The organism is Bacteroides sp. GD17, from assembly GCF_038448625.1.
In the GTDB taxonomy this organism is placed as follows: Bacteria; Bacteroidota; Bacteroidia; order Bacteroidales; family Bacteroidaceae; genus Bacteroides.
In genome coordinates, this window is the sequence record NZ_JBCEZS010000014.1 from 41511 (window position 1) to 55550 (window position 14040).

Consider the following 14040-nt stretch of genomic DNA (forward strand, 5'->3'; position numbering starts at 1 on the left):
TTTTTAGTGGTTGTGGGGCTGAATCGCCCCGGTTGATAATTATTGCCTTTTGCTTTCGGCAATCTGTTTAATCGCCAGTTCGTAATCCCCGCCGAGTTCGTCCGTCTTTTTGAACACTTCCATTTTCTCGGTTTCCTCTGTTGTATAGGTCAGGTATTCTTCGCCGCTAACTTCGGTTGCATATACCGCCGATTGTACACCGCCCAGCCCGAACCATACTTCTTTATAAAATCTGCCGGGATGGTTCGCCATGTTGATAGAAAGGATTTGCCCTTTCTCCTTATCGGTCAAACCGAGTAGCGACTGGATCACATCAAAACGGTTCATGAATTTTCGCTGGTCTAAGAGGATTTTGCAGTCGGAGTTATTGATAATCGCCTCTTTGACAATAGGCGAAGCGATAATATCGTCCACTTCCTGCGTTACGACAATGGCTTCCCCGAAATATTTCCTGACCGTTTTGTACATGTACTTTAAGTATTCAGCCATGTTCGCCGAAGAAAGAGCCTTCCATGCTTCTTCTACAATGAGTTGCTTTCTCACACCTTTTAACCGCCTCATTTTCTGGATAAACGCGTCCATAATGATGATCGTCACCACAGGAAAAAGTTCCTTGTTTTCCTTAATCGAATCAATTTCAAAGACGATAAAGCTCTTATTCAAAAGGTCGATGTTCTGTTCGGAGTTCAACAAAAAATCGAAACGCCCGCCCCGGTAATACTGGCGAAGGGTGGTAAGCATATTGTCGAGGTTAAAATCCTCTTTGCTTACCTTGATTTCCCTTTCTTCCAGTTCCCGGCGGTAGTCGCCCAGCATATATTCATAGAAAGTATTAAAGGACGGTACGATACTACGGTCTGCCCTGATGCGCTCGATATACGCCGATACCGCGCTACCGAGTTCGCCACTTTCGGTCTTGCTTACCTTGTCATCTTCGGATTTCCACAGGGTCAAAAGCAGTGTTTTAATGCTGTCCTTTTTCTCTACATCAAACTTGTAATCGTCCGTGTAGAAAGGATTAAAGGAGATAGGGTTTTCTTCGGTATAGGTAAAATAAATGCCGTCCTCACCTTTGGTTTTGCGGCGTACCATTTCACAAAGTCCCTGATACGAGTTACCCGTATCGACCAGAACTACGTGCGTACCCTGTTCCCAATACTGGCGGACGAGGTGGTTCATAAAGAAAGATTTACCGCTACCGGATGGCCCCAACACGAATTTATTTCGGTTGGTGGTTATCCCTTGCTTCATGGGTAAATCCGATATATCCACATGGAGAGGCTTACCGCTTACACGGTCGCACATCTTGATACCGAAGGGAGAAAGCGAACTTTGGTAGTTGGTTTCCTCTGTGAAGAAACACAAGGCGGGTTCGATGAACGTATAGAAACTTTCCTCCGAAGGAAAATCACCTGCGTTGCCCGGCATCGCCGCCCAATAGAGCGTAGCCGCATCGGTCGTATTGTGTCGCGGCTTGCACTCCATAAGGGCAAGCTGGCTACCCACATCGTTACGGATGTGTTTCAGTTCTTCCGCATCTTCCGACCATGCCATTACGTTGAAATGCGCCCGGACAGAGGTAAGACCGAACGAATGTGCTTCGTTCAGGTACTTGTCTATCCATTCCTTATTAATTTGATTGCCCCTTGAATAGCGAGATAAGGATTGCATATTACGGGCTGACTTCTCGAATTTCCGCAGGTTCTCCGCCGAATCGTCCAGAAAAATATACTGGTTATACACATGGTCGCACGAGAGCAGCAACCCTACGGGTGCTGCAAACGACAATCGGCAGTCGCTCCGGTCGGTGGATAGCTTTTCATACCGCATATCCGTTCCGACCGTTCCGGGCAAGTCCTCCACATCGGAAATCGTATGCAGGCATACTTTTTTTGCTCCGATGCGAAGCCCGTCCGCTCCGAGTTCCATATCTTCCAGACAGGTCGTATCGTCCAGCGAGAGGGCAAAGTATTTCTCTACCAATCCGGGCTGGTTCTCCGTTCCCGTAATCTCATCCGAAGTAAGGCGGGTAAGGCTTACAAATCCCGAATCGTTTAAAATACGCTCGAACTGTCCGACCGCTTCCAAAAACCGCGTTGCCGTGTCCTTGTTTATCTCTTTGGGTATAATGTTCCCCCGGCAAAGCGATGAGAAATTGCTCTGCATTCTCATTCGCTCTTTTGTCGTTTTTGTCAGGAACAGGAAACAGCTATGGTTCAGGTAGGGACGTTCGTTGAAGTGGCGTTCAAACGAACGGGACAGAAAGCTCATATCCTCTTTATCCGTTTCGGGTTTGTAGGTTTCCTTTACAAACCAATCCTGCTTTTGGATAATGGAGTAGTCGGGCAAAACCTTAATCGCCTTCGCCCAAGCCGAGTGTATGGCTTCGTATTCTACTTTGGTAACGGTAAACAGTTCCGGCAGATCGACACGGAAAGCTATCGTTATATCCGCGTCTTTAGATATGATACAATCGTGTTCCACAGCCAGCAGCGGGAACTTGCTTTCGATGGTAGCCGCTTTCATTATATTACGCATCGCGCACCTCCTTCTTTTTAGGTCGGCTGAACAAGCGGCGGGAATTTTTGCGGTTTATCAGGTAGCGGGGGTGCTGGTGTTTTGCCAGCACCTTCATCAATCCATACTCCCCGTATTTCGCATTCAGGTTGAAGGTTAGCCATACCAGAGCGGAGGCAGCGATAACGCCGAAGCCGATGCAAACCCACTGGTCTATACCTGCCATATACATAATCACAAAGACTACGAATACAGCCAACAGACCGCCCGCAAAGATGAATAGATACTGACTTTTCAAGCCCTTAAATTCCACGCTCTTGCCAATGCCTTTATTAATATTATGCTCCATAGCTTGAGCGATTAAAGGAAGAAGGAGCGTAGGATGGTGGCGGCGACAATCAGGAAGATACACGCGCCGAACCATGAGGCGGCGGTTTTCGATGTATCGGGGTCGCCCGAAGAGAACTTGTTATACACTTTGATTCCGCCGATAAGACCTACGACTGCACCGATGGCATAAATGAGCTTCGTTCCGGGATCGAAATAGGATGTTACCATGTTGGTAGCTTCGGTAATACCTCCGATACCGTTACCCTGTGCAAAGGCGGATGATACGGCAGCGAAAATAAATGCTGCCGACATAAGAATTTTCTTCTTTGTCATACGATTTTTTAATTAATGGTACAGGGGGTGGAATAGTCCCCTGTACCGGAAATGAATAATTTGTTTAACTTGATCTTTTAGTGGTGGTCAGCCGCGCTAACCGTAATCCCGTTCTTTCATCTTGCTTTGTTTTTAACTGTTATACATCTTACGCAAAGCCGCGTACATTAAAATCTTTTGGTGCTTTCACCACTGGTTCGTCTGTTTCTCCCGCCTCCCGTTTCTTACGGTGGAAGGCTGCGAAGTAATCGTCCATAAGTGCGGACACCACTTTCTTTTTCGGCTCATCGCCCGCTACCTGATCGAACATTTCGGTCTTTCGTATCTCGATGAGTACCCGCCCGGCTTCTTCTTTTTCTTCGGATGTTGCGCCATCGGCAGTTTCTACCGTCCGCACCATTCCCGCCAGATCGTCAAAGCCAAGCCCAAGTGCCATCGAAACCCCGGCAACCCCTTCGGTATCTTCGTCCTCTGTTTCTTCTTCGTCTATATCTTCCGTGTCATATTCCGGCTCCAATTCGGGGGGTGTGTTCTCAATTACTAAATTGATTTCATTTGAATTTTCGTCCGTCATATTTTCTCCCGATACGACTGTTTCCGATTCAACCAAAGGGGGTGTTACCGGAGCATCTTTTTTGTTTTCGTCAGCAAATATAGGCTCATTTTCAATCCGTTTTTCATTGTGAACCAGCGTGGTAGCTTCTGTCCGGGATTGTCTAAGGTCAAATTTGCTTTTGCCTATTATATCTTCTTTCGGGGTGGAGCGAAACGGATTGAAACCGGGATTTTTCGCTGCGTTTTTCTTTCGTTTCTGCATCCGTTCCCGGAGCAGGTAAAGGGCGACAACTAATGCGTACAATACGATTGCTGAAATAATATATCGTTCCATAGCGTCTGTTTTATAGTAAATCGTTCGGGCGTTGGCGGTATATCTCGTTTATTTCCTCCTTATGGAGTTGCAGATGTTCCTCCAGTATGGTATCTATGTAACCGCCAATCGTCATCTCATTTCCGGTGTTGGCTAAGGCTCGCACCAATTTGGCAATGACAGCATGAATATCGTTGCTGATATAAACACATTGTCGGTTTTTCAACTTTTTAGGTTTTGCAAACCTTTCTGCATAACCATCTGCTATTTGTCTATTAGAGGTTGGTTCTTTGACAGGCATACTTTGTGCGGTCGCTTTCCATCGAAATATTTTTATTTTTTTCATGTTGCTTTCTTTTATAGATTAGAAAATATCTTCCGGACGGCGTTTACGGTACAGTTCCGTAATATCGTCCTGATAAGTATTAAAATGATGTTCCAGTACATTGTCTATGTAGCTGAACAGTGATACTTCATTATATCCGATGTTCTGAACTATCCGCATAATCCTGTCGTGGAACTCCTTTCGGATATAGACCGCTTTCCCGCTACGGGTGGTAGTGGGAGCGGTACGGATGAAAAGAGCTTCGTAGTCCTCCGGTTGTGCCTTGCGCTTCCGTTTATTTTCCTCGCGGGGTATTTCTTTTCCTTTCACCGTTTCTGGTTCAGCCGCAGGAGGTATAATTTCCTCCTGTGGTGTTTCCTCTACTGTTTCCGGTTCGGGAGTAGAAGCCGATGCGGACGGATCGTAAGGTTTCAGGTCTTTCTCCCGGTTGCCCGGTTTTGCCTGATTGATTACGAACTCGGCATCTATCCCCGTTGTATCTACTCGTTTTGCCATAGCCGTATTACTTTAGAATTTCCAGTAATTCGTCCGACAATTCTTCAATATTGCTGCCTTTGATTAGGCTTTTATCCACAGGAAAAAGTGTTGAACGGAACAACGGTCGGCGGCTTTCCGACTGTTCCCGGCGGAAACGCAGACTGTTCGGGATAAAGGTTTTCAGAGTTACAAACTCCAATTCTTTTATTACGCCCTCATACACTTCGTACAGGTCGGACTTTTCCCTGCCATCGACCATATTCCAAAGCAGGTACATGGCTTTGATATTGGATTTTCCTGTACTTACTATATTATCCCTTACGGAGATCATATAGTTAAGGGTACTTTCCATTACCACCCGGTCGGCGGCAATCGGAGCAATGATATAGTCCATATTGGCAAGGGCTATGATTAAGTCCTTATTGTTAAGCGTTCCGGGCAGATCGAAAAAGATATAATCGAAATCCTCTTTTTCGCACAGTTCGTCCGCATCGTTCAAAGCCTCCTGTGGGTTGCTTTCCACGATGGGATAGAATTTCTTACCCTCTAACCGGGTAACTTGCTCATACGCCATACCCTTATAAAATTCGTCTTCATCCACCATCTTGAAATCGCGCTCGCGCATTTCAAAAATGGAGTGTTGCGGGTAGTCGCAGTCGATTACCGCTACGTTCTTTCCTTTTACATAGTGCAGATAGGAAGCTATCAGCACGGTAAGGGTTGTCTTTCCGGCTCCGCCCTTTTGGGTCGAGAATGCCACATAAATAGGCTGTTTCATGTTCTTGAATTTTTAATTATACAATCAGTTGATTTTATGTTATTGCAAAAGCACTTACATCTGTGTAACTGCTTTTGCATTTAGTCATTCACCTACTCTCTCAATCAGTCATGTACTCGTGTTTACATAATTGAGTGTTTATGTGATTAAGCATTTAAGCACTCATGCGTTTATACGTTTGAGCATTTATACGCTTGCATTCATAATCATTTATGCAGGATTGAATTTTGCTGTTTAAGAATGTGCATAACCTGTCATTCATGCGTTTATTTCTACTCTTATTCATGTGTCTGTGTTTTTACATTTTCATGACTAAACACGACAGTGAAAAATCAAAGTTTCAACCATTCAATTATTCAAATCCGGGAGCAAATAAACGCCTTCTTTTTCATACTTGAACTATATTTTCAAGGGGTGGTAGCTTCTGTCTGGGGTTGTCTATACCTGTTGATATACAGCGTGTTATTTAATCTCTATAACTTTGCAGCATGAAATGTTACGGGGTATTCATGCCGATTTTTAAGATAGTTCCGGCACTCATAAATTGCCCGGCGAAGGGCAGTCTTATATCCCGAAAAGTTCGGGACGAAAAGATGCCCCTTGCGGGCAAAATGTATTTGCATTTTAGCAAATAGCAAGATGTGTTGATTGCAGCAAACTTCGTTTTTTGCAGCATCAACCTCTTGCTCTTCCAGAGGGGATTTTCCTCTCCGAAGTCGGGGAAAATTAAGCCGGCACGAACCGTCCGTAACGTTCATATAACCACTAAAAGATTAATGTTATGAACGAAGAAAAAAGAAAACCCCGTAAACGGGGAAAGGGGGGCAGACCCCCGAAGAACGACCCGGCGAAACATCGGCTGACGGTGAACCTGACAGACACACAGCATGCCGGATTTCTTGCCATGTTCGAGCAGTCAGGTGCACAATCGCTGTCTGCTTTTATCTCAGCCCGCATCTTTGGCGATGAGTTCCGAGTGGTAAAAACGGACGCATCGGCTGTCGAATTTACCGCAAAGCTGACCGCATTACACAGCCAGTTTCGGAGCGTTGGGGTGAATTACAATCAAATCGTAAAGGAACTGCACAGCAATTTCGGGGAGAAAAAAGCCCTCGCCTTGCTCTATAAGTTGGAGAAAGCGACCGTAGAACTGGCGGGGATCGGGCGCGAAGTGATGCAGCTATGCGAACAGTTTAAGGCGAAATACCTGTAAAAAATGGTGGCGAAAATCTCTCACGGGAGCAATTTGTACGGCGCACTTTCATACAATCAGGAGAAAGTGGACGAGGGTTTGGGTAAAGTTCTGGCGACTAATTTAGTGATTGAGCCTACCGATGGAGCGTTCAATGCTTCCGCCTGTATGCAGGATTTTGAGCGGTTTATGCCCTCACATATCACCACTAAAAAACCTGTAATCCGTGTTTCGCTGAACCCGCATCCGGACGATAAGCTGACCGATGAGCAGCTTGCCGAGATCGGACAAAAGTATATGGAGCGGTTGGGCTACGGCTCACAGCCTTACATGATTTTCAAGCATGAGGATATAGACCGCCAGCACATTCACATCGTTTCGACCCGTGTCCGTCCCGATGGTTCGCTTGTTCCCGACAGCTTCGAGAAAGACCGCAGTAACAAAATCCGGCGGGAGTTGGAAAAGGAATATAACCTGATTCCCGCTAAAGATCAGAAGCAAGGCGAAGCGTGGCGGCTTGCTCCGGTAGACGTTAGCCAGGGGAACTTAAAAAAACAGGTGGCAAACGTTATCAAGCCGCTTTCCGAAATGTACCGCTTCCAAACGCTCGGCGAATATCGCGCCCTGCTCTCATTATATAATATAGGCATGGAGGAAATCAAAGGGGAGAATAAAGGTAAACCTTACCGGGGATTGGTTTACTCGGCATTGGATAGCGAGGGCAACCGTGTCGGCAAACCTTTGAAATCCTCCCTGTTCGGCAAAGCTCTCGGTATCGAGGCTTTGGAAAATCAGTTCGGCACATCGAAAGAAACAATCAAGGCGGACGGCGTTACAGCCCGTACCCGTTCGGTGGTTTCCGAAGCCTTGAATAGTACCCGCACCGAAAGCGAGTTCCGGGATGCATTGCAGAAGAAAGGTATCGACTTGGTGCTTCGCTGCAACGATGAAGGGCGCATATTCGGGGCAACCTTTATCGACCATAACGAACGGGCGGTATTGAACGGTTCGCGTCTGGGTAAGGAATTTTCGGCGAATGTTCTTAACGAACGGTTCGCAGATGATTCGCACCGCGAGGATCTGCAAGCCCAACAGCCGAAACAGTCCGAAAACCTGCGACAGACTGATAAACCCGCTACCGACAAGCAACCGCAAGCCGGGCAGTCTACGGTCGATGATGCTGCGGGCAGCCTGTTATCTGTCTTTACACCCGAAACACAGGGGCAGGACAACAACCAGCCGACCATTAAGCGCAAGAAAAAGAAGAAGCGCAGGTACGGCAGGCAGCTATAAAATTTGAAGTAATAACAATTTAATTTTTACGATTATGCAAAATGAAGATGATTTGAGGGGCTTGGCTAAAGTGATGGACTTTATGCGTGCGCTCTCTATACTATTTGTAGTGATAAATGTGTATTGGTTCTGTTACGAGGCAATGAACGAATGGGGAATCAATATCGGGGTAGTCGATAAAATCCTGATGAATTTTAACCGTACCGCCGGATTGTTTACCTCGATCCTGTGGACGAAAATCTTTGCCGTAGTGTTTCTCGCTTTGTCCTGTCTGGGAACAAAGGGCGTGAAAGAGGAAAAGATTACATGGACGAAAATCTATGTGTGTCTTGGTATCGGTTTCGTCCTGTTCTTTCTGAACTGGTGGATTTTGAGTTTACCATTACCCAAAGTAGCCAATGCCGGGTTTTACATTTTTACTATTTCGGTAGGCTACATATTGCTGTTGATGGCGGGTACATGGATAAGCCGCTTACTCAAAAACAATATGTTTGACGATGTTTTCAATACGGAAAACGAATCGTTTATGCAGGAAACTAAGCTGATGGTAAACGATTATTCGGTAAACCTGCCGACTAAATTCTGGTATAAAAAGAAGCAGTGGAAAGGTTGGATAAATGTTGTAAATCCGTTCCGGGCGGCTATCGTGTTGGGTACGCCGGGTTCGGGTAAATCATACGCCGTTGTAAACCAGTTTATAAAACAGCAAATCGAGAAGGGCTATACAGGCTATATTTACGATTTCAAGTTTCCAGACCTCTCGACTATTGCTTATAACCACCTGTTAAACAACCGCGAAGGTTACGAGAAAGTACCGACTTTCTATGTGATAAATTTCGACGATCCGAGCCGGAGCCACCGTTGCAATCCGATTAATCCTTCTTTCATGGATGATATTTCGGATGCCTACGAATCGGCATATACGATAATGTTGAATTTGAACCGGACGTGGGTACAAAAGCAAGGCGATTTCTTTGTGGAATCCCCGATTATCCTGTTTGCGGCTATTATCTGGTATTTGCGCATCTATCAGGAAGGGAAGTATTGCACCTTTCCTCATGCCATAGAGTTTTTGAATAAAAGCTATGAAGATATTTTCCCGATTCTGACCTCTTATCCCGACCTCGAAAACTACCTTTCTCCCTTTATGGATGCGTGGAAATCTGGTGCTGCCGACCAGTTGCAGGGACAGATTGCGAGTGCGAAAATTCCGCTTTCCCGCATGATTAGCCCACAATTATATTGGGTAATGTCGGGCGATGAATTTACGCTGGATATTAATAACCCGGACGACCCTAAAATGTTGGTGGTGGGTAATAATCCTGACAGGCAAAATATCTACGGTGCGGCTCTCGGGTTGTATAATTCCCGTATCGTGAAGCTGATTAATAAAAAGGGGCAACTCAAATCTTCTGTTATCATTGATGAGTTGCCGACTATTTATTTTAAGGGACTTGACAACCTGATTGCCACTGCCCGGAGCAACAAGGTTGCTGTGCTGTTGGGTTTTCAGGACTTTTCGCAGCTAAAGCGCGACTACGGCGATAAGGAAGCCGCCGTAGTGATGAATACGGTAGGTAATATCTTTTCCGGCCAGGTGGTCGGTGATACGGCTAAAACGCTGTCCGACCGTTTCGGAAAAGTGTTACAGAAACGCCAGTCCATGACGATAAACCGTAACGATAAATCGACCTCCATTTCTACGCAAATGGATAGCCTTATACCAGCGTCTAAAATATCCAATCTTACACAGGGTATGTTCGTGGGCGCAGTAGCGGATAATTTCGATGAACGTATTGAGCAGAAGATTTTCCATTGCGAAATCGTAGTCGATAACGAACGTGTTTCCGCCGAAACAAAGGCGTACCGTAGAATCCCCGTTATCACGAACTTTATAGATGAAAACGGAGTAGATCGCATGAAGGAAATGATTAAGGAGAATTACGACCGTATCAAAGCAGAAGCCAAACAGATTGTTGCCGATGAATTGGAACGGATTCGTAATGATGAAAACCTACGCCATTTGTTGCCGAAAGAGGAAGAATAAAACAAGAAATAGCCGCTAATCAGCGGCTATTTTATATAGTGTATAATTATTGTTGGCGGGGGAATAACCTCCTAAGCCCGCATACGCTGATGGGATTTTACACTCCCCCAGGTTACCCACCGTTAGAACAAATCCGAAGATTTGTTTGCCTATTGATACTTTCTTACATCTTTTACATTTCTTTTCGTTTCTTCTTGTTTCCATACTCAGTCCTCCCTTAATTAGATTAAACAATTGATAACCATACCCGATGGTAGTAAATGCACTGGCAACCAGTACCAGTGGAAAGGGGATGTGTAGAAAGCCCAACAACATAATTAAAGAACTTAGGCTAAGACGATATACAGCATCAAAAATACGAATAATTTGTTTACTCTCAAAATCAGATTCTAAGAGAAGTAATATCTAACTTCTCTGTTGATGTATCCATTTTTCAATTTATTTACCTCTTGCTATATCAATTGCTAATTGAATCTTACCGTCTAAATCCGATGCAGCATCTCTTAATGCATAGTATATTAATAATAAATCGGGTTGTAAATTAATATATCTTTCAAGTGCTTTGAAAGCTGGTAAGTTTATCATTTCTTTTGCTTTTTCTTCAATAGCAGTTACTCTTTTCATGTCTTTTCGCTTCCAATTAGATGCAAATTCTGTATGTTTATCGACTATCTCATCCAGTTTTTCATCTTTACAAAGCTCCTCTTCTATTCCCTCAGGCATTTCTCTTAATTTTCTTTGAAATGTGTAGTTCATCACATAGTCATTGAAATCCCAATCTTCTGCCCAAGGGAAAAACAGATGATATTCAGGCTTAATAAATTCATACCAATCTCTTATTTCTCCTATTTTCTCTAATATGCTTTGACTTAAAAATATCTGAATGTTTGGAGCATTTTTTTCGAATAAAACAAAATGCTTTTCAAGAAATTTCTTCCATTCTTCCTCCGTATTGCCACTAATGAAATGAGGTTCTTCTTTATCTTTTTCGTAAAATGGATCAGTATCTTTTGAACCATAACTATACCACATTGATCCATTTTTCCACTCAGGCTGTTTCCTTATAATTATCTCGTGTAAAATTATAAGTGCCACCTCCATAAGTAAAAGTTCTTCCTGTGCATGATGATAAAGATTATTTCTTATAGTATGGCAGAATGCAAGTTGATACCTCTCTTCTCCAGTTATAACCTCTCTTTTCTCTGCTAACTTCAAGAGAGCATCGTAACTTTTGAAGGCTTTCTCTAATTCACTTCTTTCTTTCCGCCTATCTTCCTTTGTGAAAGCGAGGTGTTTCACAGATGGTTTATTCTGAATTACAGATGATAACTGAAGTTCCATAAAGTTATCAAGCATAATTACTGCCAATCTTTTGTAAGGCAGTTCTTCCTTTATTGCATATTTAGCAGCTTCAGCTAATTGAATTTTTAAGAGAACACTCTTTTTCATATTTGCACTTAAATTATGTATATATAAAGTATATCAAGAAGAGTAGCGTAATAGCGTATTTTCGTCATTTGAAAATAATAATCCTTGCGAATGTTCTTTTATTTTTTTGTTATACCAATCCGCATCCTGTTCATCAATAATATCTCTGTTAACTAACCCCTTAGTTTCAGTCTTTTTTGAAACGATTATAGCATATTTCGGAGATACTGGATAATAAAGAATCATTTCTTTGACTTCTTCGCCTTCCACTTGGCAAAGGTTTATTACAGGCTGCCCTCCTGTTATAAACGGGAGTGTTGTACGATTATTTAATAATTCAAATGTCCAATCTTCATACTCATAGTTTATTTTCCCTATAATACTTAGTGCTATGAGTATTCTTAGGATACCCCATGAGCTTTTATATTTTTCCGGCATTGAATTTAACGCATTTTCTCGCATACAATCTGTCCGAGTATATTGGAAACATAGAAATGTTACAAAATCTAAAAACACATCTTCGTTATTCCAAAAATTAGCATCCCCATCACGCAAATTTTCAATATAGGGAATTGCATCACCTTCGATTTGTGCATACAAATTTTCTACTAAATCATTAAGAAGATTGTCTGCTTCTTTTTGAACGGCATCTAAATTAATGTTTTCTTTTATGCTGTGAAATGAATTGCTTATAACAGATAATAAGTCTATCAATTCTTTAAATTTTTCTTTTACAGCTGGAGGAATGTCTTTAAGGAAAGTTTCTATCAGTTGAAGTCCATCTTTTGTTATCGGGTTCAATCTATAAAAATCGCGCTTATTCGCCACATTCTCCAATGCTGTCAAAAATATATCTTTATCACGAAGCGTATATATCTGATTATTTACAGCCCATCCTCTAAGATATAACCTTGGGACATAATGTTGTTTTCTTTTTTTATTCATGTAATTTATTATCAATATATTACTTTTATTTAGCTTAGTAAATAGACCTATCTGTTATCCAACTTTCTATATTCATAATGAAGTCATTTATTGTTTCAAAGTCTGTACGTGTTATATGGTCTGGATTTTCAATATCTACATCCTTCCATGCTTGCCAAAATTCACTGACTATATCGAATAACTCCGGTTCTATACCTTGCATTTGAGCTAAATGTTGGGAGTAGTCATTTGGTAAATGATCCGCATATATGGAAATCAAATATCCGATATAGTTATTCAGATGCTTTGCTGAATAAACGCCATTACTTTGAATGCGTAACTTTCTGATGCTGTTTATATCGCATTGCATGCCTTTTGAAGATAAAAAATCTTCTGGTGCATAACCCATCTCTAAGAATTTAGGATAGATTTTATAATGATCCATGCAGTTGCCGATATGGTCGCATAGTTTCTTATCAAAAACAACACTAAACTTAGGCTTTTCTCTCGCTGACAAGTAAATCATATTTGAGCCATGTAACCCCAAGCCTCTAAACCAAGCGTGAAGTAACTCATGAGCAACCGATGAGTTCTTGAATATCTTTGGATTGACATAAACTGTAACGCTGTCGTTGATCGAGTAATTTTCAAAATAAGGCTTATTAAATATCTCGAACTTTACAGACATTTTATTTCTGATTTCCGATACAAGTTGCTTATTCTGTTCATCTAACTGTTGTTCTGTATCAAATTTCATATCTCTATGGCATTGTTTTAATTGATTATTTCTTCATCGTCAGCTATATCATCGCTCGCACATATTTTTGAACATCTGGCAATATCTTCATCTGATACCTCTCCCATATAGAACCAAGCATTGAGAGGATCATCATAAAGTCTATTTTGTTCAAACTGATTTATCCATGCCTCAAAATCAGAGATAATTTTAGGGTTCATTATCTTTTTATGTCCTCTATTTCTCTTTATGATTTCGTGTAAATGTGGCGGTATTTCTTTTGCTTCTCTTCCAAAGTAATAAAAGCAATCGGATAGTAAAGCATTACATCCTCTCAAATCAGTACCTCTACAATCTTCATTATGCACACCTTTCCTTAATGTAGGATTATCTCCATTGGAGAAGTCATATATACAATCGCCAACTCTGGATTTCCAATCACCTTTATCCCATTGAGGTATTTTATTGGGGATGTGTTCACGGCAATAAGCATCATATTCTGCAAGAGGTTTTATATCAGTAATTTTCATAGCATAAACCAATTTGTTAGAATATGATTCAAATTTTCTTTTGCTCACCTCTACATTTGCTGAACCAACACCAATTACCCAATCACCAACTTTTGCAGTTCTTCTTATAACCGGTTTACATATTGTCAGTGTACAAGTGCCCCATAATGGGTTAGGCGCAGCTCCATCATCCGTTCTAAGTACATAAGAATAAATTGTTTCCATCATTAACAAATTTATGCAAAGGTACAAAATGTAGCTG

The 14040-nt window shown here is 42.4% G+C and carries 14 protein-coding genes; 3 read left to right on the forward strand and 11 right to left on the reverse strand.

All coding sequences use genetic code 11. The annotated features are described in order from the left end of the window. Positions 1-39: 39 nt before the first annotated feature. The 7 genes from AAE250_RS18670 to AAE250_RS18700 form a co-directional block, all read right to left on the reverse strand. On the reverse strand, positions 40-2538 hold the full coding sequence (locus AAE250_RS18670; protein ID WP_342289272.1) for a TraG family conjugative transposon ATPase: 2499 nt from the start codon (positions 2536-2538) through the stop codon (positions 40-42). Next, a complete protein-coding gene (locus AAE250_RS18675) occupies positions 2531-2866 on the reverse strand; it encodes a DUF4133 domain-containing protein (RefSeq protein WP_342289273.1) in 336 nt (111 codons plus the stop codon). Before AAE250_RS18675 ends, AAE250_RS18670 begins: the two co-directional genes overlap by 8 nt. A gap of 11 nt (positions 2867-2877) precedes the next feature. Next, on the reverse strand, positions 2878-3180 hold the full coding sequence (locus AAE250_RS18680) for a DUF4134 domain-containing protein (protein WP_032853573.1): 303 nt from the start codon (positions 3178-3180) through the stop codon (positions 2878-2880). 148 nt (positions 3181-3328) lie between these two features. Continuing rightward, the gene (locus AAE250_RS18685) at positions 3329-4069 is read right to left on the reverse strand and encodes a hypothetical protein (RefSeq protein WP_342289274.1); all 741 of its coding nucleotides are present in this window, start codon (positions 4067-4069) and stop codon (positions 3329-3331) included. Between the two features lie 10 nt (positions 4070-4079). Further along, positions 4080-4394, reverse strand: coding sequence for a DUF3408 domain-containing protein (locus AAE250_RS18690; RefSeq protein ID WP_196071776.1), 315 nt, complete (start codon positions 4392-4394; stop codon positions 4080-4082). Positions 4395-4412: 18 nt separating this feature from the next. Then, entirely contained in the window at positions 4413-4889 is a 477-nt protein-coding gene (locus AAE250_RS18695; RefSeq protein ID WP_196071777.1) for a DUF3408 domain-containing protein, read from the reverse strand. A gap of 7 nt (positions 4890-4896) precedes the next feature. Beyond that, a complete protein-coding gene (locus tag AAE250_RS18700; protein ID WP_196071778.1) occupies positions 4897-5649 on the reverse strand; it encodes a ParA family protein in 753 nt (250 codons plus the stop codon). A gap of 781 nt (positions 5650-6430) precedes the next feature. Between AAE250_RS18700 and mobA the strand changes: the two genes are divergently transcribed. From mobA to mobC, 3 genes are read left to right on the forward strand one after another with little or no spacing between them, the layout of a single operon-like run. Continuing rightward, entirely contained in the window at positions 6431-6862 is a 432-nt protein-coding gene (mobA, locus tag AAE250_RS18705; protein WP_196071779.1) for a conjugal transfer protein MobA, read from the forward strand. A 3-nt stretch (positions 6863-6865) separates the two neighbouring features. Beyond that, positions 6866-8134 (forward strand): conjugal transfer protein MobB, encoded by a 1269-nt coding sequence (mobB, locus tag AAE250_RS18710; RefSeq protein WP_342289275.1) that lies wholly within the window; start codon positions 6866-6868, stop codon positions 8132-8134. A 34-nt stretch (positions 8135-8168) separates the two neighbouring features. Continuing rightward, positions 8169-10181 (forward strand): conjugal transfer protein MobC, encoded by a 2013-nt coding sequence (gene mobC / locus AAE250_RS18715; protein WP_342289276.1) that lies wholly within the window; start codon positions 8169-8171, stop codon positions 10179-10181. 438 nt (positions 10182-10619) lie between these two features. Here the strand turns inward: mobC and AAE250_RS18720 are convergent, their stop codons facing one another. Genes AAE250_RS18720 through AAE250_RS18735 form a run of 4 tightly spaced genes read right to left on the reverse strand, consistent with a single transcriptional unit; the run spans position 10620 to position 14006 of the window. Continuing rightward, a complete protein-coding gene (locus AAE250_RS18720) occupies positions 10620-11630 on the reverse strand; it encodes a hypothetical protein (protein ID WP_196071782.1) in 1011 nt (336 codons plus the stop codon). A 33-nt stretch (positions 11631-11663) separates the two neighbouring features. Continuing rightward, positions 11664-12554 (reverse strand): DUF4238 domain-containing protein, encoded by an 891-nt coding sequence (locus AAE250_RS18725; RefSeq protein ID WP_196071783.1) that lies wholly within the window; start codon positions 12552-12554, stop codon positions 11664-11666. A 34-nt stretch (positions 12555-12588) separates the two neighbouring features. Next, a complete protein-coding gene (locus AAE250_RS18730; RefSeq protein ID WP_196071784.1) occupies positions 12589-13290 on the reverse strand; it encodes a hypothetical protein in 702 nt (233 codons plus the stop codon). 17 nt (positions 13291-13307) lie between these two features. Then, positions 13308-14006, reverse strand: a complete 699-nt coding sequence (locus tag AAE250_RS18735) for an Nmad2 family putative nucleotide modification protein (protein WP_342289278.1) — start codon at positions 14004-14006, stop codon at positions 13308-13310. Positions 14007-14040: the final 34 nt, after the last annotated feature.